The sequence below is a fragment of the Eubacterium limosum genome (assembly GCF_000807675.2).
Classification (GTDB): Bacteria; Bacillota; Clostridia; order Eubacteriales; family Eubacteriaceae; genus Eubacterium; species Eubacterium limosum.
Genome location: NZ_CP019962.1, coordinates 1131433 through 1157590 on the forward strand (window position 1 = coordinate 1131433; position 26158 = coordinate 1157590).

General features: G+C 48.0%; 34 protein-coding genes. All 34 read left to right on the forward strand.

The window, feature by feature from the left end:
- The first annotated feature begins 46 nt into the window (after positions 1-46).
- The 34 genes from B2M23_RS21105 to B2M23_RS05415 all read left to right on the forward strand — a co-directional run bounded on the left by B2M23_RS21105 (position 47) and on the right by B2M23_RS05415 (position 26158).
- On the forward strand, positions 47-301 hold the full coding sequence (locus B2M23_RS21105; protein WP_038352099.1) for an AbrB/MazE/SpoVT family DNA-binding domain-containing protein: 255 nt from the start codon (positions 47-49) through the stop codon (positions 299-301).
- A 1-nt stretch (position 302) separates the two neighbouring features.
- Positions 303-953 (forward strand): hypothetical protein, encoded by a 651-nt coding sequence (locus B2M23_RS05255; RefSeq protein ID WP_038352098.1) that lies wholly within the window; start codon positions 303-305, stop codon positions 951-953.
- Entirely contained in the window at positions 946-1077 is a 132-nt protein-coding gene (locus tag B2M23_RS21670; protein WP_278286447.1) for a hypothetical protein, read from the forward strand. Before B2M23_RS05255 ends, B2M23_RS21670 begins: the two co-directional genes overlap by 8 nt.
- On the forward strand, positions 1070-1360 hold the full coding sequence (locus tag B2M23_RS05260; RefSeq protein WP_038352097.1) for a hypothetical protein: 291 nt from the start codon (positions 1070-1072) through the stop codon (positions 1358-1360). The genes B2M23_RS21670 and B2M23_RS05260 overlap by 8 nt, the downstream gene beginning before the upstream one ends.
- Positions 1357-1695: a hypothetical protein gene (locus B2M23_RS05265; protein ID WP_038352096.1), complete on the forward strand. Its 339-nt coding sequence runs from the start codon at positions 1357-1359 to the stop codon at positions 1693-1695. Before B2M23_RS05260 ends, B2M23_RS05265 begins: the two co-directional genes overlap by 4 nt.
- Positions 1696-1717: 22 nt before the next feature.
- Positions 1718-2230: a phage protein GemA/Gp16 family protein gene (locus tag B2M23_RS05270; protein WP_038352095.1), complete on the forward strand. Its 513-nt coding sequence runs from the start codon at positions 1718-1720 to the stop codon at positions 2228-2230.
- Between the two features lies 1 nt (position 2231).
- The gene (locus tag B2M23_RS05275) at positions 2232-2543 is read left to right on the forward strand and encodes a Mor transcription activator family protein (protein WP_038352094.1); all 312 of its coding nucleotides are present in this window, start codon (positions 2232-2234) and stop codon (positions 2541-2543) included.
- 103 nt (positions 2544-2646) lie between these two features.
- Positions 2647-2994, forward strand: coding sequence for a hypothetical protein (locus B2M23_RS05280; RefSeq protein ID WP_038352093.1), 348 nt, complete (start codon positions 2647-2649; stop codon positions 2992-2994).
- On the forward strand, positions 2987-3313 hold the full coding sequence (locus B2M23_RS05285) for a hypothetical protein (RefSeq protein ID WP_038352092.1): 327 nt from the start codon (positions 2987-2989) through the stop codon (positions 3311-3313). Before B2M23_RS05280 ends, B2M23_RS05285 begins: the two co-directional genes overlap by 8 nt.
- 4 nt (positions 3314-3317) lie before the next feature.
- On the forward strand, positions 3318-3866 hold the full coding sequence (locus tag B2M23_RS05290) for a phage protein Gp27 family protein (RefSeq protein WP_038352091.1): 549 nt from the start codon (positions 3318-3320) through the stop codon (positions 3864-3866).
- Positions 3863-4354, forward strand: a complete 492-nt coding sequence (locus B2M23_RS05295) for a transcription termination/antitermination NusG family protein (protein WP_038352090.1) — start codon at positions 3863-3865, stop codon at positions 4352-4354. Before B2M23_RS05290 ends, B2M23_RS05295 begins: the two co-directional genes overlap by 4 nt.
- A 382-nt stretch (positions 4355-4736) precedes the next feature.
- Positions 4737-6158 (forward strand): phage terminase large subunit, encoded by a 1422-nt coding sequence (gene terL / locus B2M23_RS05300; protein ID WP_052237214.1) that lies wholly within the window; start codon positions 4737-4739, stop codon positions 6156-6158.
- Positions 6159-6218: 60 nt separating this feature from the next.
- The gene (locus B2M23_RS05305; protein ID WP_167617778.1) at positions 6219-7646 is read left to right on the forward strand and encodes a phage portal protein; all 1428 of its coding nucleotides are present in this window, start codon (positions 6219-6221) and stop codon (positions 7644-7646) included.
- A complete protein-coding gene (locus B2M23_RS05310) occupies positions 7627-9084 on the forward strand; it encodes a minor capsid protein (RefSeq protein ID WP_052237208.1) in 1458 nt (485 codons plus the stop codon). The genes B2M23_RS05305 and B2M23_RS05310 overlap by 20 nt, the downstream gene beginning before the upstream one ends.
- Positions 9075-9260: a hypothetical protein gene (locus tag B2M23_RS05315; protein ID WP_038352088.1), complete on the forward strand. Its 186-nt coding sequence runs from the start codon at positions 9075-9077 to the stop codon at positions 9258-9260. The genes B2M23_RS05310 and B2M23_RS05315 overlap by 10 nt, the downstream gene beginning before the upstream one ends.
- Before the next feature lie 55 nt (positions 9261-9315).
- The gene (locus tag B2M23_RS05320) at positions 9316-10074 is read left to right on the forward strand and encodes a Thoeris anti-defense Tad2 family protein (protein WP_052237207.1); all 759 of its coding nucleotides are present in this window, start codon (positions 9316-9318) and stop codon (positions 10072-10074) included.
- Between the two features lie 23 nt (positions 10075-10097).
- Complete coding sequence (locus B2M23_RS05325) at positions 10098-10682, forward strand: phage scaffolding protein (protein ID WP_038352087.1); 585 nt, start codon at positions 10098-10100, stop codon at positions 10680-10682.
- A 13-nt stretch (positions 10683-10695) separates the two neighbouring features.
- A complete protein-coding gene (locus B2M23_RS05330) occupies positions 10696-11580 on the forward strand; it encodes a phage major capsid protein (RefSeq protein ID WP_038352086.1) in 885 nt (294 codons plus the stop codon).
- 49 nt (positions 11581-11629) lie between these two features.
- Positions 11630-11938, forward strand: coding sequence for a phage head-tail connector protein (locus tag B2M23_RS05335; RefSeq protein WP_038352085.1), 309 nt, complete (start codon positions 11630-11632; stop codon positions 11936-11938).
- Between the two features lie 3 nt (positions 11939-11941).
- On the forward strand, positions 11942-12262 hold the full coding sequence (locus tag B2M23_RS05340; RefSeq protein ID WP_038352084.1) for a hypothetical protein: 321 nt from the start codon (positions 11942-11944) through the stop codon (positions 12260-12262).
- Positions 12255-12671, forward strand: a complete 417-nt coding sequence (locus B2M23_RS05345; RefSeq protein WP_038352083.1) for a hypothetical protein — start codon at positions 12255-12257, stop codon at positions 12669-12671. The genes B2M23_RS05340 and B2M23_RS05345 overlap by 8 nt, the downstream gene beginning before the upstream one ends.
- Entirely contained in the window at positions 12671-13054 is a 384-nt protein-coding gene (locus B2M23_RS05350) for a hypothetical protein (protein ID WP_038352082.1), read from the forward strand. The genes B2M23_RS05345 and B2M23_RS05350 overlap by 1 nt, the downstream gene beginning before the upstream one ends.
- Positions 13041-13622 carry a hypothetical protein gene (locus B2M23_RS05355; RefSeq protein ID WP_038352081.1) on the forward strand — a complete coding sequence of 194 codons (582 nt, stop codon included), beginning with the start codon at positions 13041-13043 and terminating at the stop codon, positions 13620-13622. Before B2M23_RS05350 ends, B2M23_RS05355 begins: the two co-directional genes overlap by 14 nt.
- A 62-nt stretch (positions 13623-13684) precedes the next feature.
- Positions 13685-14161: a hypothetical protein gene (locus B2M23_RS05360; protein ID WP_038352080.1), complete on the forward strand. Its 477-nt coding sequence runs from the start codon at positions 13685-13687 to the stop codon at positions 14159-14161.
- 55 nt (positions 14162-14216) lie between these two features.
- Entirely contained in the window at positions 14217-14567 is a 351-nt protein-coding gene (locus B2M23_RS05365; RefSeq protein WP_038352079.1) for a hypothetical protein, read from the forward strand.
- A gap of 262 nt (positions 14568-14829) precedes the next feature.
- The gene (locus tag B2M23_RS05375) at positions 14830-17835 is read left to right on the forward strand and encodes a phage tail tape measure protein (RefSeq protein WP_038352078.1); all 3006 of its coding nucleotides are present in this window, start codon (positions 14830-14832) and stop codon (positions 17833-17835) included.
- 13 nt (positions 17836-17848) lie between these two features.
- A complete protein-coding gene (locus B2M23_RS05380; protein ID WP_052237206.1) occupies positions 17849-18742 on the forward strand; it encodes a phage distal tail protein in 894 nt (297 codons plus the stop codon).
- Positions 18743-18760: 18 nt separating this feature from the next.
- Entirely contained in the window at positions 18761-19390 is a 630-nt protein-coding gene (locus tag B2M23_RS05385; RefSeq protein WP_038352077.1) for a hypothetical protein, read from the forward strand.
- The gene (locus tag B2M23_RS05390) at positions 19369-24447 is read left to right on the forward strand and encodes a Gp37-like protein (protein WP_052237205.1); all 5079 of its coding nucleotides are present in this window, start codon (positions 19369-19371) and stop codon (positions 24445-24447) included. Before B2M23_RS05385 ends, B2M23_RS05390 begins: the two co-directional genes overlap by 22 nt.
- A 14-nt stretch (positions 24448-24461) precedes the next feature.
- Positions 24462-24707 carry a hypothetical protein gene (locus B2M23_RS05395; protein ID WP_038352076.1) on the forward strand — a complete coding sequence of 82 codons (246 nt, stop codon included), beginning with the start codon at positions 24462-24464 and terminating at the stop codon, positions 24705-24707.
- Position 24708: 1 nt separating this feature from the next.
- Positions 24709-24969: a hypothetical protein gene (locus tag B2M23_RS05400; protein ID WP_038352075.1), complete on the forward strand. Its 261-nt coding sequence runs from the start codon at positions 24709-24711 to the stop codon at positions 24967-24969.
- Positions 24969-25304, forward strand: coding sequence for a hypothetical protein (locus B2M23_RS05405; protein ID WP_038352074.1), 336 nt, complete (start codon positions 24969-24971; stop codon positions 25302-25304). Before B2M23_RS05400 ends, B2M23_RS05405 begins: the two co-directional genes overlap by 1 nt.
- A gap of 3 nt (positions 25305-25307) precedes the next feature.
- The gene (locus B2M23_RS05410; RefSeq protein WP_038352073.1) at positions 25308-25718 is read left to right on the forward strand and encodes a hypothetical protein; all 411 of its coding nucleotides are present in this window, start codon (positions 25308-25310) and stop codon (positions 25716-25718) included.
- Between the two features lie 107 nt (positions 25719-25825).
- Positions 25826-26158 (forward strand): phage holin, encoded by a 333-nt coding sequence (locus B2M23_RS05415; protein ID WP_081571107.1) that lies wholly within the window; start codon positions 25826-25828, stop codon positions 26156-26158.

Sequence of the window (26158 nt, forward strand, 5' to 3'; positions counted from 1 at the left end):
TGCAGAGTGGATAGAGGTCTTTAAAAATGGAATAGGAGGTGCAAAAATGACGATGCACAAAAAAGTAACCAGTAAGGGCGGTCTGACCATTCCGAGAGAAGCAAGGGCGGAGCTTGGGCTTTTTCCAGGCCAGGCTCTTGACCTGGAGATTGAACAGGATCGCCTGGTGTTGAAAAAACACATCAAAACCTGTCGTTTCTGCGGCAGCCCCGAGGATATCCGGACAGCGATGGGCATTGATTTCTGCCGGTCCTGTGGCCTTGAACTGGCGGATTGTATTTATTTAGAATCGGGGGATTGACATGGAAGATATGACAAAAGTAATCGACCAACTGGCCGAGATAAAACGCACCATCGCCCGGCTGAATGAGAAAAAAGCCGTGCTGGAGTCTGTGATCCTCACAGCGGCAGAGCAGGACCTGAAAAACACCAAGTATAAAACCGTACACTACAATGGCACCCTGGGGGATCGGGTGACCGCCACCAAGGCGGCCAGCGTCAAAGTGATCTATCCCAGCTATCTGGTTTCCATTTTTGGCGATGCCTACAAGGATGTTGTGAAGGAGGAAACCAGCTACAAGCTGTCCGAACCGGCAAAGCGTATGATGGCGGGGTTATACCTGAACGAATATTCTGAGCTGTCCATTGAGGATGTGCTCCGGGATATCGAAGCGCCGCCGGAAAAGAAGGAGCTGCTGAAAAAGAAGATCAAGGGCCAGCGCTTTGCGACCGACAAGAAAAATCTGATGGATATTGCCGGGCTGGACGAAAAAAATGCAGAGATTTTTGCCTACTTTGCCGCAGAGGCGGCTGTCTGGAATGATTTTCTGAAGCTGATGGCCGTGAATGGGAAGAATGATCCGGCCAGCATTGACCGGGCGTTGGAACTGATCGACAGCGCCGTGATGGTGGATGAAAGCACCAAAATTGCCGTGGAGGTCCGGGATGCTTGAGATGATCCGGACCTTTTCATTGGCGTTGTTGGTTTCTGAACCGCTGCAGGCCATTGTGACCATGCTTGCCATTGGTCTGGTCTGCGCGATCTGCGTTGATGGAAAGGATGAAACAAATGGATGAAACCGAAGTAAAGGCCGCGGAGACCGCCATGCGGGATAAGCGCCGAGGGATTAAAGGCAAGGAAAAGTGGGGCGAAAGCGCCTATACCACTGCGATTAAAGCTCTGGAAAAGCAAATGCCGGTAGAAGCAAGGGTACAGTTAAGTGCCTATGGAACATTTGAACCGCATTGCCCGGTGTGCAGCTGCCGTCTGGAAGATTATGGGTACTCAGATGATCCAGAAGAAAGTGATCTGCGGTATTGCCCAGAATGCGGAAAGCGGCTCAAGGTGGAATGTCGATGACAAGTAAAATACAAACGGATCGGGAAGCGGCCAGGGTAATTCTGGAACAGTTCAGAGGTGTTGGGCTCGTTTTTACATTACAGATGGTCAGTGATCTTGAATATATCGTTGCAAAATTTGCTGAAGGGGAAAAATATACGGATGCCCACTTTGCAAGAAAAATATTGAATGTTATGGAAACAATCTGCTGGCATAAAGATTTATCGGATAAAAAAATTACCAAAGAAGAGCTTTTAAAAAGAATTGATCAGCGTGAACAGAAAATTATAGAACGAAAACTGATTGCCTTTGAAAAAAAGCTAGATAAAGCGATGAAGCCCAAAAAGAAACGATAGTTTAACGCAAGGGGGTGTTAAAATGCCTGAACTTTCTAAAAGTATGACCAAACGGATCTACGCGCTGGCGGCAGTAACCGGGGTGCTGGAGTCTGGCAACAAGAACGATCTGCTGCACAACCTGGTCCGCGGCATTTCCGGCAAGGATTCCGTGAAAGCGCTGACCGGTGAGGAGGCCCTGCAGGTGATCCGGAAGTTGGAGCAGCTTCCGAAAAAGCCCAGAAAGAAGCAGAAAAAGGTTGAGCCGCCCGATCCTGGAGCTCAGCCGGGGATGATGTCCGTCCCAATGCAGGAAAAGGCCTGGGCGTTGATCTATGAGCTGATCGATCTGGATAAAAAGGATGGCGTGCCCAGCCGGGGCACTGCCGGTGAGCGCATGGCTGGTGCCATCCGAAAAATCCTGTATATGGACGTGGAGCTGTCCGATCCCTTTCGCTGGGTCGACGATGAACAGGCCTGGCTCTTGATCGAACAGCTGAAACGGTACGTGTCCTCTAGAAAAGCCCAGCGCCGGAAAAGGCAAAAGGGAGCCTGACATGGATCTGATGGACAAGCTGGTCCTGGAAGACCTGACGGAGGAGCAGCGTCAAATGGCTGAGCTGATCGGGCTGGAGAATTATAAAAAGCTTGTCCATGTGTTTGGCGGCAGCAGCGTGTATATTTTCAAGGAAAGTACGCTGATCAAGACCTTGCGGGACAAGGAAATTAAGGATAAGTTCAATGGCAGAAACATTACCGAGCTGGCTAAAATGTACGATCTTTCAACCAAGCAGGTGCGGAATATCTTAAATGGTGTGGATGCAGTCGATTCTGGTCAACTCTACATTACCGATTTTTTAAATGGATGAAAAAATCTTCCGAAATACTTCATTAGAAGACCAGAATCATAATAAGGTATCATTGTGACAACGATGATGCCTTATTTTTTATGGCATGGGAACGGAGCTAAACATGACAACTGGAATATCCCCGCAAGTAATCAGCGTTTTTTTATCAATTGGAACATTGATACTGGGTGTTATTGGCTATTTTTTACGAAGGACCATCAGTGATGCCGATGCCTGCCGGGCAGACATCAACGAAATGAAAGAAAAATTTGCCACCAAAGAGTCTGTGGAAAAGTTTCAGGAAGATGTTTCCGGGAAGCTGGATATTATCCAGCGTGATTTAAATCAAGTTCAATTAAATTACATACCTAAAGATGATTTTTTTAAAGAAATGTCGAAAATAGATAATAAAATTGATCGTATTCAGGATTTGATTATTGAGAATATCAAGGGAGAAAAAAGGAATGACTAAAGATGAATTGGAAATGAAGCGTCGCCTCGAGGTGGGCAACTTTGCCAGAGACAATGGCCGCGTAATCCGGGCCATCAACGTGCTGCAGGGCAAATGGGTGTCCCTGGGCTCTGTCCGAGAGGCGCTGGATGAGGTTGAGAATCTGGAGCGCTCTCTAATCTACCTGGAGCGGGCCGAGTATATGGTGTGTCGCCACGCTGAAACCAAAGAAGCGGTTGAGATCGAGGACGCCGATGACCAGAACTGCGAAGTGACCCTGACCCACAAGGGCATACAGCTGGCGCTTTACTTCATCGAGGACCCCGCAGTAAAGGTGTGATTATATGGCAAAGAAAAATCGAAAACACAGCAAAATTGATAAACTCCCCGCCGACATCAAGGAAACCGTCGAACAGATGATGCAGGCGGATTTTACATATGCAGAAATCGCGGACTACATCCGGGACTGTGGTTTCGAGATTTCCGTGACCAGCGTCTGGCGGCATGCCACCAACCTGAACGCCACCGTGGAGACCCTGCGCATGGCCCAGGAGAATTTTCGTGTCATTATGGATGAAATCGCGCGCTATCCGCAGCTGGATACCAGCGAGGGGATCATCCGGCTGTTGTCTCACCATGTGCTGGAAGCCATTAATAACATGGATGAAGAGCAATGGCAGAACATTGATCCGATCAAGCTGATTAATCAGAGTAACGCGCTGATCCGTGCCGCCAGCTACAAGAATAACATGGATCTGAAAAACAAGGATATTATGGAAGCTGGGATGGAACAGGTCAAAACCCTGGTTTTTGAAGCCATGGCAAGGGAGAACCCCAAGCTGTACGCTGAGGTTACCAAGTTCCTATCCGAAAAGCAGGAGGACCTGAAATGAGAGAAATCTATGTGCTGCACGTGATGAGCGGTATGGAGCTGGCGGTGCAGGAGCGCCTGAAGTGTGAAGGCCTGACCGAGACCATCATCCCCATGGAGGAACGCCTGGAACGTTTCCGCGGGGATTGGATCACCCGAAAGCGGCTGCTCATGCCAGGCTATGTGTTTGTCTATCTTGAAATGAACACTGATCAATATTACAAAGCCTGGAACATTCCGGGCGTGATCCGGTTCCTGGGCGTGGGAAAGCCCAGCGCACTTTCTGAAGATGAAAAAATGCAAATATTCTGGCTTTACGGAGATCGTGGGTTGTTTAAACCATCAACCATACGCAGTAGGCCAAACGGTCAAATTGAAGTAATGGACGGCCCGCTGGTGGGACATGAAAAAGACATTGTGAAGCTTGACCGCCACCGGAAAAAGGTGAAGGTGCGGATGACCTTTTCCGGAGAACCGATTGAACTTACCGTATCCGCATATTTTGTATAGGTGTTCTGGCCGTTTTTTCTACCTTTTTCGGCCTTAACATAAAGCTACACCCCCATTCTTACTTTTGCAAGGGGAACCCGATTGATGCGTCTCGGGTTCTTCTTTGCAGAATGACATACGAACCCGGAGCAGTCTTTTTTTAAAAAAGTCTGAATGGCGCAGCATGCCCTGAAACCGGTGGGTGGTGTTCTCTGAAAGCGTTCAAAAACGTTAAAACGGCGTTTAAAAATGTTCAAGAAATAAAATTTGATACGATGTTTATGTGCAAGGCCAAAACTCCGATACGGGGCAATTTGAGCCTTATTTTTGATGGAAGGAGGCATGGCCTGTGATCAACACCCAAAAGAAAAGCATTGAAGCCCTGAATGACGCCATTTCCGGGGTGCGAACCGTGAAGGATGATGCCCTGGATACACAGATTGAGCTGGCTCGGAAGGAATTTTTCTGGTACTGCAATCTGCGGGCACCGAAGTTCTATAAACGGGACCGGGCCTTTCTGGTAGAATTCTGCGAAGATCTCCAGGACTTCTATGAATCCAATGATGAGGTCATGGTGGTCAACATGCCGCCGCGGCACGGGAAGTCCCGGACCGCGGGCCTGTTTGTGGAGTGGGTCCTTGGGCAAAGCCAGGAAGAAAAAATCATGACCGGCTCTTATAATGAAACATTATCCACGAGCTTTTCTAAAAATGTCCGAAATGCCATCCAGGAGCAGAAGGCGGACAGCAGCCGGATCGTGTACTCCGATGTTTTCCCGGGCGTAAAAATCAAAGCAGGCGATGCAGCCATGAATCTCTGGAGCCTGGAAGGCGGCTACAACAATTACTTGGCGACCAGCCCGACCGGGACGGCCACGGGCTTTGGTGCGTCACTTTTAATCATAGATGACTTAATCAAGTCGGCTTCTGAAGCGTATAACGAAACCGTTCTGGAAAAGTACTGGGACTGGTTCACGAATACCATGCTGTCCCGGCTGGAAGAGGGAGGCAAGATTATTATCATCATGACGCGCTGGGCAAGCGGTGACCTGGCAGGCCGGGCCTTAGAATACTATGCAGAACAAAGCATCAAAGTCCGCCATGTCTCCATGAAGGCCAAGCAGGATGATGGCACCATGCTCTGTGAGGAAATTCTGAGCCACCGCAGCTATAAGAACAAGGTTCGGGCCATGGGTGAAGACATTGCCAGCGCCAACTACCAGCAGATTCCGATTGACATCAAGGGACGGCTCTATACCGCTGAGTTCAAGACTTATGACACCATCCCGGTCAATGACCACGGGAAACCGCTGTTCCAGGGCATTATGGCCTATTGCGATACCGCGGATGAAGGCGCGGATTATCTGTGCTGTATTATCTATGGCGTGTATAACCTGGAGGCCTACGTCCTGGACATTGTCTACACTCAGGAGCCCATGGAGGTGACGGAAAAGAAGGTTGCCAAGGCGTTCTACGAGCAGGCCGTGAACAAGGCAAAGATCGAATCCAACAACGGGGGCCGTGGCTTTGCCCGGGCTGTGGAGCGCATCCTGAAGGAACGCTACCGCAGCAACCGAACCCGGATTAAATGGTTCCATCAGAGCCAGAATAAAAAAGCGCGCATCCTGACGCATGCCAGCTGGGTCATGGACCATGTGTATTACCCGCGAAACTGGCGCGACCGTTTCCCGGACTACTACAAAGCCATGAACAGCTACCAGCGTGACGGCAAAAACGCCCATGACGATGCGCCCGATGCGACCACGGGCATTGCCGAGAACATGGAACGTGGCGGCATCCGGACATTTAGAAAGCGGGGTGTTTAAATGGGCATTAAAACATTTTTTAATCGTGTTAAAAAGGGGGTTATGGCAGGAATGACGGTAATGAAAGAGCAAGAACAAACGCTGACTGATGGCCGGATTTTATATCTGATTGACCAGTTCAACCGGAGTGCCCGGCGGGCCTGGATGTTTGTGGGGCGGCAATACTACCAGGTAGACAATGATATTCTCAACCGCCGGATCACAAAAATGGTAGAGGGCCAGAAGGTCGAGGAAACCGGAAAGGCCAACAACAAGCTGGCCCACGGCAAGTACAAAACCCAGGTAGACGAAAAGGTGTCCTACCTGCTGTCAAAGCCCTACACGCTTAAATGCGAAGATGAGCGATATGCAGATAAAGTCAAAGACACGCTGGGAAGCAAGTTTGGGTATAACCTAAGTCTTTTGGGCTATGAAGCATCCAACTGCAGCATTGGCTGGCTGCTGCCCTATATTGATGAACAGGGGCATTTTCAGACCATGGTGGTGCCATCGGAGCAGTGTATACCCGAATGGACAGACAGCAGCCACACGGAGCTGGCTTCTATGATCCGGGTCTATGATACCCAGGTCTGGGAATATAACCGAAAAAAAACCATCCACAACGTGGAGTATTGGACGCCAACCAGCTATAAACGCTTTGTGAACCAGAGCAATCTGCTGGTGCCCTATACCTATGATGGCGAGCCGGAGAACGGGCCAGTGGCCCACTTCCAGCGTGGACAGCAGTGGCAGGGATGGGGCCGGGTACCGTTCATCCCGTTCAAGAACAACCATGTTGAGATTCCAGACATTAAGTTTGTGAAAAGCTTGCTGGATCAGTATGACCTGTCCCGATCCGAGGCCGCCAACTACGTGGAGGAGGTTAAAAACCTGATCTTTATCCTGAAGGGTTATGGCGGCGAGGATATCCATGAGTTCATGAAAATTCTGAACGAGGATCGCGCCATCCCGATTGATGATCCGCAGGAAGGCGGCGTGGAGGCATTGACACCGACCATGGATATCACGGCACTGCGGGAGCACTACGAGCAGCTGAAGCGGGATATTGTGGAGGATGGGCAGTCCATCAACAAGGACCTGGATAAATTTGGGAACAATCCTTCTGGTGTGGCATTAAAGTTCATGTACGCCGGTCTGGACCTGAAGGCCGATGCCCTGGAAACACAGTTCCGCCAGGGCTTTGAGCAGCTCCTCTACTTTGTGAACCGCTATCTGGAGCTGACCGAGGGCAAAAATTACGATGATCAGGATGTTGAGATTCTCTTCAACCGCAACATGAAGGTCAATGAGGCCGAGATCATCAATAACTGCGTGGTCAGTAAGACCCTGATCTCTGAGAAAACCATTCTGGCCCATCACCCTTATGTGACGGATGTGGAGGAGGAGCTTCAGGAACTGGAAAAACAAGAAGAAAAGCAGGCGAATGATGAAATCCCAATCCAGCCGCTGCCCATAGACGAGGACGCTCATGAACAAGCGGACGGGTGAGTATTGGGAAGCGCGGATCGCAAACAGCACCTGGCGAAAATACAATGACATTGAGAAGCAGAGCCGGGATATTCTGCAGATGTACCGCAAGGCCGCCTATGACATCAACGCCGAGCTCTACGCCATTGAAAAGCAAATCTGCAAGGATGGTTTTCTGGACGAGGCGCTGCTGAACCGATATGGCCGCCTGAAAAAGATCAACGCCTCCTTTGCCAAAGTGTTAAAAGGCCTGGAAAAATCGACGACCAAGGAATTTTTCAAGAAGGTTTCCAAAGGCATGCAGGACAACTACAAAAGCATCGCGGGCGAGCTGGGCATTGACTTAAACCTGCCAAATCTCCGGTTTTTTGAAGAGCTGGCAAAGGAGCCCTGGCGCGGTGAGGATTTTTCAAAGCGGATCTGGCGAAATATGGACAAGCTGCTGGTGAATCTTAAAAATACGCTGGTGTCGGGCATGATCCGGGGGAAATCCATCACAGAGCTGGCGTTGGAGCTGGATGCGCTCATGAATCAGGGGTTTCACAATGCCCACCGTCTTGTCCGAACCGAGACCATGCATTATCTCAACGCGGCATCCCTTCAGGCATATAAAGATAGTGGCGTAAAATACGTGCAATTCTGGGCCGCCCTTGATGAGCGGACCTGTCCGCAGTGCGGAGCGCTGCATGGCCGGATTTTCAAGGTTGATAAAGCGCCGGTGTTGCCGATCCACGCGAACTGCCGCTGCTGTTATCTTCCAGTTACGGATAAAGATGAGATTGCAAAATTCCTTAAAATGGGTAATAATGGAGGTATACAGAGCGTTAACAGTTCAGCGTTATCCCGTTTAGTCAATTATGCTGAACAGAAATATGGTATAAAAAATGCTAACTTAACTGGGCTTGATGCCAAAGCAGTTCTTGGAAATTTCCGGACGCTTAATCAATTGCTTAAGGACTACCCGCAATTAGACGGCTATATCAAACATATGGATTTAAGCCGAAGTGGCGCCATGGCAGCTGGACCGAGCAAAAACTTTCAAGGCGTTAAACTGACCTTTAATCCGGATCTGTTTTCGGATTTAAGTGACTTTGAAAAATATTGTGATGATTCGGTAAAACAGCATTTTAATCCTGACGGATTGACCCCAGAGAACATCATCGCTCATGAGTTTGGACATGTGATTGAATCCTATCTGATTAAAAACAATATTAAGGGGTTACAAAACAGGGCCAATGCATGGCATGGATGCTTAATAGCAGAAAAGATTGTTCGGGACGCTGCGTCTCAGGTGACGAATGGCAAATCATTGGACGTTCTTTGTATGGAAATATCCAATTACGCAACAACTGACTTTTCCGAAACGTTGGCAGAAGCTTTTTTAGACTATTACGCAAATAGAAATAAAGCGAAAGAGCTGAGTCTAAGGATCATTGAGGAGGTAAAAAAATGGCTTTAGAAAAGAACTGTATGCTTATGCCCCGTTGGCTCCCTTATGTCATTCGTGATAAAGAAGGTTTTTGGGGGCGAGAAAAGCTTGGCCTGACCGAGGATGCCCCGGAATGGGCCAAAGAAGAATATGAAAAATGGTGGCAGGAAGAGCTGCTGCGAAGAGAACAGTTAATTAAGCTATAAAGAGTAAGCCATGTGGTGAGCTCTTTTTTTAGTGCATAAAATTTAAGGAGGCTATATGTTTAATCAAGAAAAAATCAGAGATTTAGAAAGTCGTGTAAAGCGATTAGAGGATCAACCCAATTTAGTACCAATTAAGCAAGGTCGTTTGAAGATCGAAGACGCATTAATCAAAGATGCCGATTTTGGCGTTTCGATTTCAGTCGATGCCATTGCCAAACGTTTGAAAAACATTGTGCAGAGCGAAATGACGGAGCTCAAGCCAAAAATCTGTGAAGTGGTAGAGGAGTTAAACTACGAAAAAAAAGGCACCTTTGGCTGGGCATTGCAGCAGCTTAAAAAGGGAAATGCGGTCACACGTCAAAATTATCTTAAAAAAGATGCACAATGTTTCATTGAGCCAGCCTATAATGATAAAGAACTTTTATTCTTTGCCTTGATTGATCGTAAGCAACATAATATTTTCAAACCCAATACGGATGATTTATTGGCTGAGGATTGGTTGTTAGTTGATCGGTACAACGTGAACAACTACTTCGATGAGACAGTTAAAACATACATCATTCCAGACACATCCGAAAAGTTGCTCAATTTCCAGGAAGCTTTTAAGCTGATGCGCCAGGAAGATCTGCCTGTAAAACGTAAATGCTGGAATGGTTATTGGAAGTGGGATGGGGAAACGATCTTAATTTTTACTGCCGATAACCGTATTGTCAATATCCGGGAGACGAGATTTTTAGCCAATACAATCAAAGAAATTCTGGCTGATGATTGGGAAATCGCAACAGAAGAAAACTGTTCAGTGCCCATTGTTTAAATATTATTAAATGGAGGTTTAACATGAAATTAAAAGAGTTTTTAAAAAGTAAAGGTCTTTCAGATGAGCAGATTGCAGACATTTTGAAGGCTACTGGTGAGGACGTCATGATTGATGATGGGAAGGCTGCTGCCAGAACAACAGAATTAGAGGAGCAGCTCAAAACCGCCAATGATACCATCAAGGGGCTGAAGAAGGACAATGTTGACAACGAGGCCCTGCAGCTGAAGGTGACGGAATATGAGGAACAGATTAAGACACTGGAAAAGGATAGTAAAGAAAAAATCCGCAGCATGGCCCTGGATAATGCCATTTCTGGATTCCTGAAAGAGAACAAAGCCAAGTACCCCGATTTGTTGGCAAGCAAATTTGACCGTGACAAGCTTGTGGTGGATGAGCAGGGCCAGGTTAATGGACTGGGAGAACAGGGCAAGCAGCTCATGGATCAGTACAAGGAAATGTTTCAGGAAAGTATTTCCGGATTTACGCCGCCGAGCCCAGATACAGGTTCCCAGGCATCCGGCAGCACCTATGAAAATTTGGTTAAAAACGCGGATAACATGTCCGTTGAAGAGATTCAGGCCCAGCTGGGCGAAATGAAATTTTAGGAGGTAACACAATATGGCAGTAACAAGTTTTAAACCAACACTCTGGGAAGCGGCTTTGCTTCTCAATTTTCATAACGTTTCGATTGGGGACGCGATCACAACTGCACCGACCAGTGTCCAGGGTGAAACTTGTCGTTTCAACCGGATCGGAGCAGGCACGATTAAGGATTATAGTGGATCGGTCGAGTGGGATGAGATCACGACCACTCCTGAGGACATGACCTTTGACCAGCAGAAATACTTTGCTTTCAGCCTGGATGACTGTGACGCGGTACAGCTGAAGGGGCCGGTGATCCAGGAAACCACAGCCGAGCATTCTGCAATTCTGGCAGAAAGCTATGACCGCTATATTTTGGCACAGGCCGGAGCGTTGACCAAAGCCGCCCAGAACATTGGCAGCGCGTCTTCTAAGAAGCTGGTAACGCCGAAAAATGCCTATGACTATATTGTTGATCTGGCGACGCTGCTGAACAAGCTGAAGGCACCAAAGGTCAACCGCTTTGTGGTCGTGACCGCGGATATGCTGGGCGTTCTCTCCAAAGACCCACGCTTTACATCCAATCCGAATGTACTGGCAAACGGCATTGTTGAAGGCCAGACCATCAGCACACTACAGGTGGTTCAATCTGAAGAGCTGCCTGCGAACAAAATCATCGCGCTGCATAAGTCCGCTATTGGTGCAGCGAAACAGCTTTCTGAGATTGAAGCCATGCGGCTTCAGGATTCTTTCTCAGATGGGGTCCGTGGTCTGTGCAAGTATGGCGCGAAGGTATTGCGGGAAGATGCCATTGCAGTTCTGAACTGTACCATTGGTACCATCGAAGATGTGCCGCCGACCAAGGTTGAAGTCGCTAATACTGATGCCAATCCGGTTAAAACAAAGGAAGTCACCGCATAAAGCTTGTGGGCAGGGATCACCCTGCCTGCCTTTTTAGATTGGAGCAAGAATGGAAGAACGATTATTACTAGAGCTGTCCCATTACCCCGGTTTTGGAGATTTGGATGAACCCTTGCAGAAATGCCTGATAGAGGATGCTATTGCCGAAGTAAAGAGCTATGTCAATTGTCCAGCAAAGACAGAGCTTCCGATGGAAATGAAAGCAGTTGTCAAAGAGATTGCACTCATTCGCTTTAATAAGATGGGTGCTGAAGGCATTGCCGCAACCAGTCAGAGCGGTGTCTCTGAAAATTATATTGAAGATTTGCCCGCTGGGCTTCGCAGACAGCTTAGACGTATACGAAAGTTACCGAGGTGACAAATGAGCATTAACAGTAAAATGGAAGACTACATGGTTGAAACACTGGTCAAGGTTCGAACAGCCAGCGGCTCGGATCGGCGGGAATGGACACCCAGCCGACCGATAAAGGTGTCGGTCTTTAAGATTAACGAGCAGCGCCAGACCTTAAGTCTTAAATACAGTGAAAGCACCCATACCGGGTTAACACGATGTAAGTATATCAAAGCGAATACCAATCGCCTTAAAAACACTAAAACGGGTGCCCTTTATAACATTTTAAGCGCCGCAAACGATGGACGCATGACAAATTTGCTGCTGGCTTCGGTGGAAACCGATGTCTGATAATCGTGGCTTTGAGGCCAGCATTGATCATGCAACCCTTGAAATAATTCAACGCGTGGCACAGAACATGGATAAGGCCTGTCTTGTGGTTGAACGTTCAGGCAAGCAGAACTGCCCTGTTAATTTTGGGGCTTTGCGGGCAGATATCCACCATGAAGTTACAACGACAGCCAGTGAAATTGTCGGTGTGGTTGGTAACAGCCTGGATTATGCACCAATGGTGCATGAGGGAACAGGTATCTATGAAAGAAATGGACGTGGCCGAAGGACACCCTGGAGGTTTAAGGTAGCCGCTGGAAAATATAAAGGCTGGCATACCACAAAAGGCCAAAAGCCACAGCCTTATCTGGAAGATGCCAAGCAACAGAATTTATCTAAAATTCGTGGAATTTTAGCAGGAGAATCATAATGGAAAATGATCTGATCGCTTATATTGCAGAACACGTTCCGGCATTAAAAGATAAAATCAAGCCGGTTTACACAAGTGAGCTTGAACAACCCAGTATGGTTTACGGTACCACACCAATGACCACAGGCGTGGTCAACCAAACCCAGTTAAACTTAAAAATACTGGCAAAAGACTACGATGCCTGCAAAGCAATGATTGATGCCGTCATCTGTGCATTGGATATGTCGAGCGATATGACTTATCGTCTTTACAGAGGTATCCGCTTTCGGGCAACGTTAGCAGGCGGCGGTGAACCAGTAGCCCCAGAGGCCGGTGGTTCCGAATATTTTGAAGCAACCTTATATTTTATAATCAATTGGAGGAAACGAAATGTCACTGGATAATCAAGAAATTATATTAGGCGCTGGTGAAGTCTACATGTACGAATGCCCAGCGTTAACCGATGGTGATCTGCCTGCCGACGCCGTCATTGAGACCGACGATCACAACGTTGGTCACTGCTCCGGCGGGTTCTCCATCGACTACAAACCTGAAAAGTACGATGTAAAGAACCAGTATGGCAAAACCGTCAAGAGTTTTATCACCAAAGAAGAAATCACTGCTAAAACCGGTATTCTGCGCTGGAAGTTGTCAAATCTGGCCCTACTCAGCTCTGCCATCTTTGCGGAGGATAAGCAGAAAAAAGCCCGAACCCTGACCTTTGGCGGAGGCGGCAGCCTGAAAACCGTGCTGCTTCGCTTTGTGCACGTCAAGGAGAACGGCAAAAAGATCCGGTTCACCATGATCGGCCAGGGCGGCAACGGCTTTGCCATTGAGTTCACCGACAAAGAGCTGACCGTGGACGCAGAGATCACGGCCATCGAATACCTGAAGAACTTTCTGGCTGTTTTCGAGGAGGAACTGACCGATGAAGAGGCATCAGCACTCCCAGCACCGACAAGCGACAGCTAAGGCTTGTTATTTCCTTCTGAATGTTGTATGATAAATCTATAATTTTTAGGGGGGAAAGAAAAATGAAAAGAATCATATCTTTATTTACTATTGTCCTTGTTTTACTTGTTTGCATGTCGGGGTGCGGGAATAGCGAGACGACAACTACAGAGCAAAAAACGTCACCGAGCACTACACCTACAGCTACCCCGTCACCATCTACCGCTGATGATACAGTAAACATAAAAGAAGTAGCAGTACCTGCAGATTTTATTGAAATAAACGCAGGTAATTGGAAGGGGAAAAAAGTCGTCGTTACCGGAGAGATTAATGCGATAGACAAAGAGGGAAAACTGGATGTTTTTCCAAATTGCATGATATCGCAGGAAGAAGGGGATGGTTACATCGTTTATATGCTGAGAGTTCCAGAGGGGCTTGAGAATAATACGCTTCAAGATAAAAATGACGGCGACATAGTAACTGTATATGGCGTTGTTGATAAACCACAGGAAAATACACATTGGCCAACAATTGTATCGATAATAATGGAAAAGCAATAGTTTTTAGCACTCTCGATTGAGAGTGCTTTTATAATACTCAAAACAGGAGAAAAACATGATCAACTTAAATCAATACATTGATAAAACAGCAGATTTTCAGATCGGGGACGAGGTTATCTCAGTAAAGTTACCATCTTGTAACGTTATGGCAGAGATTGCCAAGATTGAAGATACAAACACAAAAGAGGATACCAGCCTGTACTATAAAAATCGTCAGAAGGTCGCAAAAGCCCTGTTGAATTTTAATACAGCGAACCGCGCCTTTACAGATGAAGAAATGGATGAAATTCCACTGCAGGCCATTGATGATATCATTAAAACGGTCATGAGTGCGAGAATTGAGGTGGGCGCTGACCCAAACTCAAACTCCCAATCCCAGACGGAGACATCGGCGAAGCAGTCGTAAAAAAATACTTCAAACAAGAGGATTGGGAGAAAAACTATATTCTTTCCACAGCCGAAATTAAGCGCATTGCATACTATACCGGTCTCAATTTTATGCAGGTCCTGAATCTTCCATTCGGGGCTTATTTAGTTTACCGGAAAGAGTCCTGGATTGACGCGCTTAATAAAACAGAGGATGGCCGGGAACTTCTTAAAAATCTCTGGCGTCTCAGTCAGACAAAAGCGGATTTAACGGCTGTCCGGCAGAAAACGAGGTGATTTAAATGCCAGGATTGACAGGCGGTATCTCTCTTGCGCCTCTTAAGGTAGAGCTCAAAGCAGATATTACCGGTTTTAAGTCCGATATGGAAAAAGCCAGGGTAACGGGTGTTACTGAGGCCGAAAAAATTAGCAAATCCCTCGAAAATACGGCTAAAACAGGTGAACGCTTATCCAGTGTCGGCAGCAATCTGACGAAATACGTATCACTCCCACTTGCTGGGGTTGCGACAGTGGCTGGAAAAATGGCAATGGACTTTGAAAAATCCATGGGGATGGTTTCCACACTGTTAGACGGCACAACAGAACAGGTCAAAGACCGTACAGCGGAGCTGTCTGAAAGTGTGTTGAATGTTTCCAAAGATACCGGCGTTGCCGCTAAAGACATATCCGGAGGGCTTTATGAGGTTATTTCGGCTTATGGAGATACTGCGGATAGCGCTAAAATTCTGGAGGTTGCGGCCAAAGGGGCCAAAGCCTCTGGAGCCAGCACGACCGATACCATTCGTCTCTTATCTAGCGTTACTAAGGGTTATGGAGATACCAGCTTCGAAGCCAACCAAAAAGTGGCGGATCTGGCGTTCTTGACCGCCAAGCTTGGGCAGACCACTTTTCCAGAACTTGCAAGTTCAATTGGTCAGGTAGTTCCACTTTGTGAGAATTTAAAAGTTAGTCAGGAAGAGCTTTTCGGCGTAATGGCCACGGCAACGGGCGTCACAGGAACCGCTTCCGAAGTAAGCACGCAGTTAAAAGGCGTTTTACAAGCGCTTATGTCTCCAACTGAAAGTATGATCGTTCTTATGAATGATCTTGGTTATGCTAACGGGCAAGCCATGATGGAATCTCTTGGGCTTCAAGGATCAATCAATACGATCGTAAAAGCAGCAGAGGATTCAGGTAAGCCGCTTCAAGATTACATCGGAGAAATTAATGGGCAGATAATTGCTCTGGCGCTTGCCGGAGCTCAATCCGAAAACCTGACAGAAAAAACCAAGGCGATGATGGAAGCCAACGGCGCAGCAACCGAGGCTTATGAAAAAAGCCAGGATAACATGGGCGCTAAGTTTGAGAAGGCCATGAATAAAATCATGGTTTCACTCATTGAACTTGGCGATGCGGCAGCACCCACCCTGGAAAAAATTGCGGACATGATCTCAGATGTGGCGGACTGGTTTGGAAGTCTGAGCGATGAGCAGCAGGAGAATATTTTAAAATGGGGCGGTCTTGCAGCAGCAGCCGGTCCGGTCTTGAAGCTGTTCGGCGATGGTATCCAAATGTTCACTAAACTGACACCTGCTATAGCTGGTTTATCAAAAGGTTTTGATGTCCTAAGTGGCGCCGGAAAATCTGTAACCAGAACGGTGCCGAAGGCAACCTCGGTGGCTAAAGACCTTGCTAAAGAGGTTGGTGGCCTACCAGCGCTTTTAAAACCGGCGGCCAAAGAAGCCACGGAGTTAGCTACAGCTGGCGGTAGTATTGCCAAAGCCTTACCGGATGCTTCAAAAGTTATTGAAGGGGTCGAATACGCCATTGATGGGATACCAAAAGCAGCTGCACCAGCTGCGGAGTCCTTAACAACGGTTGCGGGTGCTGCCGGTGAAGCAGCAACAGCAGTCGGCGGTGGTTCTGGGTTAGCCGGGACGCTCTCCAATGTTTTAGGCTCTTCTCTTGGAACAGCAGCTATTGGAGTGGGCGCATTTGCCGTTGCCGCAGCAGGGATTGGTGTGGGCATTGCAGAAGCATATAAACAGATGAATGCGGATGTGGTGCCAGAGGTAGATCTGTTCAGCGAAACCATTGATACTGCGACCAAACGCATTGCAGACAGCTCAGGGATGGGCGCGTCCATTGCGGCTGAAAACACCGTTAAAATATCCGATGCCACCAAGGAAGCCCTGGGGGCCTATATGGAGCTGGATGACGGTGTCACGCAGTCCCTTTACAATATCGGATTGAATTCTGAAAATATTACTGCTGAGACCACCAACACTATTTTTACAAATTTTGCATCCATGAGTCAGATGCTCATTGACAAGGAAAATGAAACGTACAATACACGCATTGAAGCTTTAAGCACTTTTTTAACCAGCAGTTCAACCATGGAAGCCGCCAGTGGTCAGGCGATCCTTGATCAGATCAACCAAAGGCATTCTGACAGAATTTCAAGTACCGAGGCTATGCAGGCCCGGCTGACCGAATTACAGACGATTGCGGCAGCCAATAACGGGCAGCTCTCCCGAGAAGAACAAGCAGAGCTTAAGAGCATTCAGGATCAGATGCGTGAGGACGCTATCGGTGCCTTAACGCAGACAGAACAGGAAGCCGCGGTCATCCGTGCCCGTATCAAGGAATACCAGGGGCGCTTAAGCGCAGAAATGGCCTCCGAATTAATCATCAAAGCCAATGAAGCCCGTGACGGTGAAATCAAGGCCGCCCAGGAAAAACGGGATGGCATTATTGTTCAGGCTGAAGGGCTCAGACGGGCCGGAGATATCACACAGGAGCAATACGATGAGATGGTACGCGCAGCCCAGGAAGGCTGTGATCAGCAGATCAGCGAGGCAGAAAGAACCTGTGACGGCGTCAAAAAAGAAATCGAAGAAGGTACGCCTGGTATCTTGAATGCTCTTAACATCCAGACAGGAGAAATGTTATCCCCATTTGAAATATTCAAGGAAAATGTACTCGGTATTTTCAATAGCATAGCTGCTTGGTGGGATAATTTACCCTTTAATAAAGGTGTTTCAGTTACAGATCGGATTAAAAATAGTTCAGGCTATTCTCATAGCTATAATGGCGTTGAGAACGTCCCCTATGACGGATACCGCATCTATGCCCATAAGGATGAGCGTTTGCTGACAGCTGAAGAAAATGCCGCCTACACCCGGATGCTCTCTGGTAACTCAGGCGGTATTCATCAGGAATTCAACTTCTACGGCGACAATAACAGCCCATCCGAAATTGGACGGGCAGCTGAAAAAGCCATGCGGGATATCCCGACAACACCTTAAGATCGGAGGAAAAATGAAATACGAAAGCATTGAACTCATCAACGAAAATAACGGACACCATGTGCTGTTTGAAAGCTTTGTCCGGGACACCGGTTTTCTCCTCCAGGACTTTGATCCGGGGGTGGCACCAGCAAGCTTTAAAACGGCGAAAGGCTACGGACAGGACGGGGTAACGAAATACTCGGCCCCCCTGGATATTCGCAATCCTCGTTTTACGGCCTCCATTATCGGGAACGGCCTAGCAGAGATTGAGATTCTGAAACAGGAGCTTGACTTTGTCATGAACCCCAAAGATACGCTAACCCTGAAAGTCAACTATGAAACCCATGGCACGCATCCGGAATCCAAGATCATTCACGGATCACCGGATCAATCCGTGGACTACTCCACCAACTATAAAACCTCCAATGACTTCCTGCAGGAGTTTAAGGGTGGCCTTGACTGTTTTAATCCGTTTTATACGGACCCGGCAGACAGCCGGATTGCACTGACAAGCTGGGAAGGCGGTTTAACCTTTCCTTTTACACCGCCTTTTACCCTGGCCCATCGCGGCGCACCCACCATATCGGTTTTTAATGATGGGCATGTAAAGACACCCGTACTGATTATTTTTACCGGCCCGGCAGTCTATCCAAAGGTTACAAACCAGACTACCGGTGAGTTTGTGGCCGTGCGAAAAGAGTTGCTGGAGGATGAAACCCTCTATATCAACACAGCCTACAGCGAGAAGTCCATTGAAATTGAAAAAAACGGTGTCCGGCGTAATGGTTACAACTATATCGACCAGAACAGCTTTTTATCCTTTAATCTGGCAGTGGGTGACAATATTTTAGAGTACAGTAACGGGCGTACCGATTTAACCAATGCCGTCGAGGTAAGGTATCGGCGGCGCTATTTAGGCATATGACAGAAAGGAGGAAACTCAATGGCAGAAAGAAGCGGATTTTTTAATCTAAAAGAATATACACAAGATGACCTGATGGCTTATTACAAGAACAGCTTTATGTCCGGCATCCGGGTCGAGGAAGACGGCACCATGAGCTATAAGGTAACCGCGGGCAGTGGCAATGTTTCGGTTGCGCCAGGGTACGCGAACGTCTGCGGTATTTTTAATGAATTGACCACCCCAAAGACGTTGACAGTGCCCAAACCTACAAACTATATGCGCATTGACCGCGTTGTGGTTCGCCTGGACTACAGCGCCATGAACTGCCTGGTGGAGCTCAAACAGGGTACTGAGGCCAGCAGCCCGCAGCCGCCTACACTGCAGCGGGACGGTGTGCGCTATGAACTATCTCTTGCACAACTAAAGGTGGGATTGACCGGCGCCATCACAGTGTTGGATGAACGTCCCTATAAAGCTCTTTGCGGCGGCATGGGGCCGAGAAATCCCACGGAGATGAACACCTGGTTTCAAAATTTCCAGGAGGTCGTGGAAAAATGGTTCCGTACCCAGCAGGGAACCGGATGGCGGCAGATTTTTGAGATTAACGAAGGCGAAAGCTTTCCGGACGAAGCGGAGGCGGGTGCCTTATGCCGGGTTTACAAGAAATAGAACAGCCAACCAGTATCCGTTTTTATAACGAAGAACGCGAGTTTATCGGTGAGATTGATAATTTCACATCCGCCGTTTATGTCAGACGCTGGGAGACCTTTGGGAATTTTGAAATACATTTCACCGAAGATCGTCCGGATCTGTTTGTTCCAGGCTACTATATCATGATCAACAATGATCGTTATCGAAACGGCATTATCCAGTATTACAAAAATGACAGCGATGGCTATGAACCCAAAAGTTTAAAAGACATTGTCATCAAGGGCTTTTCCCTACTTTATCTGCTTTATTGGCGGCTGACAGAGCCGCCTGCTACCAATAACGGTTATTGGGTCTGGAATAACAAACCGGTTGAAGATATCATGTGTGATCTGGTTAATGAACAGGTGGTGCATCCAGCCGATCCTGCACGAACCGCCAAAGAAATGCGTGTGCTCCAAAGTCAGCACCGGGGCATTAAAATAACGTTTCAGTCCCGTTTCAAATATTTAACAGATGAACTCTTTGAATTGTCCAGACAGTCCGGCCTGGGGCCGGTTATCTGGCTGGATACGGATAATAAGCAGTTTGTGTTTGAAGTGCTCGAAGGCAAAGACTGCACACACCGCATCGATAACCCCAATAGCTATATTTTTTCCAAGGGGAGCGGAAAAGTCACAAAACGTACCTACACCTATTCTTGTGAAGGTGAAAAAAACATGGCCTATATCGGAGGACAGGGTGATGGAGATGAGCGGGAAGTCGTTAAAATCAATGCGCATCTGACAGGCCTTCAACGAAAGGAAATGTTTATTGATGCCCGTGATATTGCCGAAGGCGAAACGGACTCTTTGTTGGACCGTGGAAAACTTAAGCTTTCAGCAGCCGCAGCGACTGTTTCCTATATATTTGATGCAGACACTCAAGATTACGGGCGTTCCTGGGACTTAGGCGATCTTGCCACCTACGTGGATGAAAATGGTTTTGTTGAGGATAACCGCATCACCCAGGTCCGTGAAGTCTATGAAAACAGTGTCCTGAAAATAGCCCCTACCTTTGGCTATGGCAAGCAGACCTTTGTGGATAACCTCCATGCGAACACGGTCACCATGACCAATGAACGGGTAGGGATTTCAGGGAAGTTTAAAGATTTATACGCAGAAAATGCCACCATCAAAAACGCCATAATCGAAAAGGCGGACATCAAAGACCTCAACGCGGTTACGGCCACCGTTGAAACCCTACGAGCCCAAACCGCAGAAATCCAAGTGCTGGTGGCAGACAAAGCCAGTATCGGCGATCTGAATGCCGCCACGGCCCGGATCACCGAGCTGGAGGCCGACACGGCCGATATCCGAAAAGCCATCATTGACGTGGCCCACATCGGGGACCTGACCGCCATTACCGCGGATATTACAAGCCTTAAAGCTGATGTCGCGGACATTGATACGGCCATGATCGGCAAAGCCGACATTGACCTTGCCAACATTAAGAATGGTTGTATTACTACGGCGATGATCGGTACAGGTGTTATAGGCACCACGCAGATCGCAGATGGAAGTATCACCGATGCGAAAATCGTGGGGTTAACCGCGAATAAAATTACCGCTGGGCGGCTTGATGCTGCCCAGATCGAGGTTGTGAACTTGAACGCGGCGAATATCACGGTTGGTACCATCAACGGGGTGCAGATCGCACCCGGGGCCATCACAGGAGACAAATTAGCACAGCAGGTCAACGACCAGATCACAGGCGCTGCTAACGCCGCGCAGCAGGCCCAGACTACCGCTGACGGTAAGAACAAGATTTACTACCAGGCTACCCAGCCCGGACTTACGGGCAATAAGGAAGGAGATACCTGGTTTGACACCGCTAATGGCTATCGGGCGTATATATGGAACGGCACAGCGTGGAGCTTAAGCCCGTTTGGAAGCGCAGCGATTGCAGACGATGCGGTAACCCTGGCGAAGGTTGGGGCAGATTTGCAGTCCTTTATGGATGGCATTAACAATAAAGCCTTAGCGGCCCAAACCAGCGCGGATGGTAAAAATACGGTCTTTTATCAGGCCACTCAGCCGCCGATAACCGGTCGAAAAACCGGCGATACCTGGTATAACACAGCTAAGGATAACGCTATTTCAAAATGGGATGGCGGCAAGTGGACCGAGATCACCTTTGGTGCTGGGGCAATCTCGGACAGTATTATATCTGCTGAGAAATTGTCAACGGATATAGCTAACAAGTTAAACACTGCCGCCAGTGATGCGGCGACAGCTAAGGCGACAGCTGACACGGCCAAAGCCAATGCCAGTGCTGCTCAGACAGCCGCCAACGCAGCAAAAGATGCGGCAGCGGCAGCGGATATCCTGGCAAAGGCCGCACAGACCAGCGCCAACTCAGCCCAGACAACCGCAGACGGTAAAAACACCGTCTTTTACGCAGCTACAGCGCCGCCTGTCACTGGGCGGAAAACGAACGATATCTGGTTTGATACAGCGGGCGACAACCGCATGTATTACTGGAATGGTACGGCCTGGACACTCAGACAATTCGGCACGAACGCCCTTGCGAATCTGTCCATTACCAATGCTTTAATCGCCAATGCGGCCATTGACAACGCGAAGATCGCTAACCTGGACGCCGGGAAGATCACAACGGGCATTATCAGCGCAGACCGTATTGGAGCGGGAAGTCTGACAGTAGGGAAACTCACAGAAGCGGCTCTGACCGAAATTCAGAAACCCGCGGTCGACGCCAAGGCCGCCGCCGATGCAGCAGCCAACGCGGCAGCGACCGCACAGGGAACCGCCGATACGGCCAAGACCAACGCTGCCAGCGCCCAGAGTGCAGCAGACGCAGCCAAAGCGACGCTGGCAGCCTGGTGCTACAACAACAACCTAACTTATATCGATGGAGGTGATATTTATACGGGGACGGTCACAGCAGCGAAGATCGCAGCAGGGGCCATCAGTACCGAGAAATTAGCGGCGAACGCCATTACGGGCGATAAGATTGCCGGTAAGACCATCTCCGCGGACAAGATTGTGGCAGGAACCATCACAGCCAACAGCGGTGTCATCGCCAACGGGGCTATTTTGACTGCCATGATCGGTGATGCGCAGATTGGTACCGCGAAGATTGCGAATCTCGCAGTCACTGGCGCAAAAATTGCCAACGCGACCATCACCAACGCCCAGATCGCGGACGCCACTATTCAAAGTGCGAAAATTGCGGCTCTGGATGCAGGTAAGATTACGACAGGTATCCTGGCAGCGGCCCGAATTGCAGCAGGTAGTATCACAGCCGATAAGCTGGCAAGTAAAAGCATTACCGTGGGTCAGATCAACGATGCCGCCATCAAGGCCATCAATGACTTAATCACGATTGGTGCCAGAAACCTACTTCGAAACAGCGGCACGCCGACCACCAATACAACTTATGGCACACGCGTATTCAACACATCCGGTCTGAAGCCGAACACAAAGTACACCTTTGTAGTAAACGGCTTTACCAGCTCCGCCAGCCAGAAAATCGGTTTATGGTTTAACGGCGGGAGTTCGGGCGGATTCTTTGTCAATCCGACCACCACGGCCAAAACCCAGTTTGTGGTCTGTACAACGCCCGCAACGCTGACGACGACCAACGTCAATATCTACAACTACCCCAGCGGCTCCACCAGCTGTACCATCAACTGGGCCTGCCTTTACGAGGGCGAAATCAAACCGCCAATGGACTGGACACCCGCGCCAGAAGATGATACTACGGCTATCGCTGAAAATTCTATTGCAAACTGGTGCTATAACAACAACCTGACCTATATCAACGGCGGAAAAATCTATACCGGAACCGTAACAGCGACCCAGATCGCCGCCAATGCCATTGTCGCAGGGAAGATTGCCGCCAATGCGGTAACAGCCAGTACCATTGTGGCCGGTGCAGTAACCCTTGATAAACTCGCCGCCAATTCTGTTAATGCCAGTAAAATTGTGGCAGGCAGTATTACAGCGGCCCAGCTGGCGGCTAATACCATCACAGGGGATAAGATCGCAGCAACTACCATCGCTGCCGGAAACCTCGCAGCTAACAGTATCACCTCGGATAAGATCGTTGCCGATGCCATCACGACAGCCAAAATCGCTGCGAAGGCAGTCACGGCCAATGAGATCGCCGCAGGGACCATCACCGCAGCCCAGATCGCGGCCAACGCCATCACAGCGACGCAGCTGGCAGCTGGTGCTGTTACAGCAGTCAAGATTGCAGCCGGACAGATCACAGCGGACAAAATTGCTGCAGGGGCTATTACAGCCGATAAATTTTACGGGACGGCGATCACATCAAATAACTATGTAGCCAACAGCGCCGGGATGAAAATCAATCTGGCGAACGGCACCATCGACACCAAGAATTTTAAGGTGGACAGCGCCGGAAACGTCGCAATGACTGGAACACTAACCATGCAGGGAGCGCAATCTATGACGGTTAAGAACGCTTCAGCAACACTGGTTGGGACAGTAGCCTTCAAAGCCGTCAGCGGCCAGACCTGGAGTCCGGGGGCTTTAAACGTGCTTGGAAAAGACCTTTTGCACCTGGCTGCCGGAGACGCTTCAACCACAAAAGCTTTCGTAGAAGGCTATGCTGGCGGTTATAATCTCTTTGAGATGGGCCGAGAAGGGAGCAACTATGGCGTATGGATAGGGACAAGCCCAACCGCCAGAATCGGTGTGAGTAATGCGCAGTCCCCACAGGTCTATGCCGAGGGATGTACCAAAGAAGTGGACTTCACACCAGCGAGCGGCTTTTCGAAAATGTCTGGATACATGAACAAAATTATTTATAATGCTTTTGGGAAATTTTGTTTTTTAGCCTTTACCCTGTCAGGTAATATCACAGCGGGCCCTTGGGTAACGGTATTAACATTACCAGCAGGCTACCGCCCAAGCTTAGCGCTGACATACTCTGGTAACAATGGGATTCGGGGCTTGAGTCAGATTCGCATAAATCCGAACGGAACTGTCCAGGCCTGGGGACAAAGTAATCTTTCGGATATTTCATATACTGCGTTTTATTATGTAGCATAAAGGAGGTGACCGTCATGTTGTCTGGTAAAGATATTAAAATATACATTACTGAGTTTTCGCGGATTGATTTAGAAGACATCTGCGAGTTTCATGCGGTTCTAAACAAAAATAGCCCTTATGATCTTGATATTGGCAGAAAAGTATTCGATTCAACACGGTATTATCAAAATCAGGAACAGATTTTAAAGGACGAATCTGAATTTACAGCATACGTTTATAGCGTTCAAAAACAATTAATCAATACAATGGAGGAAAATTAAAATGTTAGACGGAAGAAATAGAACCATTAGTCTTGTTGAGTATTCAAAAATCGGGGATGACCGCATCTGCCAGTTTTATGCCAATACTAACAGCGACGCTCCAGAAACAATGGATATGGGGCGTTCTATTTTAAACCAGGCCCTGTACAAAGCCAATCGGGGTCAGGCGATGAAAGACCAGGCGGACTTTGAAACTTATGCATACAGCGTTCAAGATGAAATGATTGCGGAAAAGAACAAAAAACAGGAGGTTACAGAATAATGAAAACTGTCAAAATGACCAATCAGGAAATCATCAATCACATCAACCAGATCGGTGAAATTATTGCCGTGCGTCTGCCCGCAAAGGCTTCATACGCTTTAAACAAAAACAGAAAGGCCTTTATTAAAGAATATGATTGCTATTTTGAGGAATTCACTAAGCTTCAGGAAGAGTACCCAGAGGGCGGCGATGCTTACCAAAAGGAGCTTATTGATCTATTGAGTATTGAAAATGAGGTACCCATCCACGCTGTCCCAGAAGCCATTTTGGAAACTGCCACCCATGACTTAAGTCTGGAAGTCTTTCAGGCCCTTGAGTTTATGCTGGAGGAATAAAAGATGCCCGTTAAACAGTATACCGAATATGAAAAACAGACAGACGGTTCATGGCTTGAGCAGCATGCAAAAACAGATCCAGAACAGATTGATGGAACAATAAAACAGCTGGATTTCACATTGGCATCAGGCTTTTCAAAAGTATCAGGCTATGTCAATAAATTAATCTATAATGCCGTCGGCCATTTTTGCTGGCTTTCTTTTACCCTTTCGGGGCTTATTCAAGCTCAAACGTGGACAAAAGTATTGACAGTTCCTTCGGGATATCGACCGGAAGCAAGTATCGTAACCCCAGGGGCGCAGGGAGTACGTGGCGCTTTCCAATCACGTATTGATGCAGATGGAAACGTCTATGTTTGGGCAGAAAGCACGTTGACGGATGTCAGCGGATGGACATTGTATTATGTGAAATAGGGCCGAAAGGCCCTTTTAAATTGCAAAGAGGAGGTACAGGCCAATGACCGAGTAGCAGGTTTTCGGCATTATTGTCGCATTTTAAGAATAAATCAAGAAGGAGAATCATGATGAAAATTAATTTATCTAAAATTGATGTTGGTACAATTGTAAGAACAGGAGCAGCTTTTATTGCATTGATCAATCAGATTTTTGCAATCACCGGCTTACAGCAAATTCCGTTTGATGATCAAGCGGTTTATCAGTGGCTCTCTATGGGGGCTACAGTGATTACTTTCGCGATCAATTGGTGGAAAAACAACAGTTTTACAAAAGAAGCTCAATTAGGAGACCAGGTTAAAAAGGCAGCTAAGGAAGATATAGTAGTTGCAAACAAGATCGAAAAAATGCTGAAAGAAAATGAAGAGGCAGCCCAAGCGGCGGTCAGAAAGGCGGCTTAA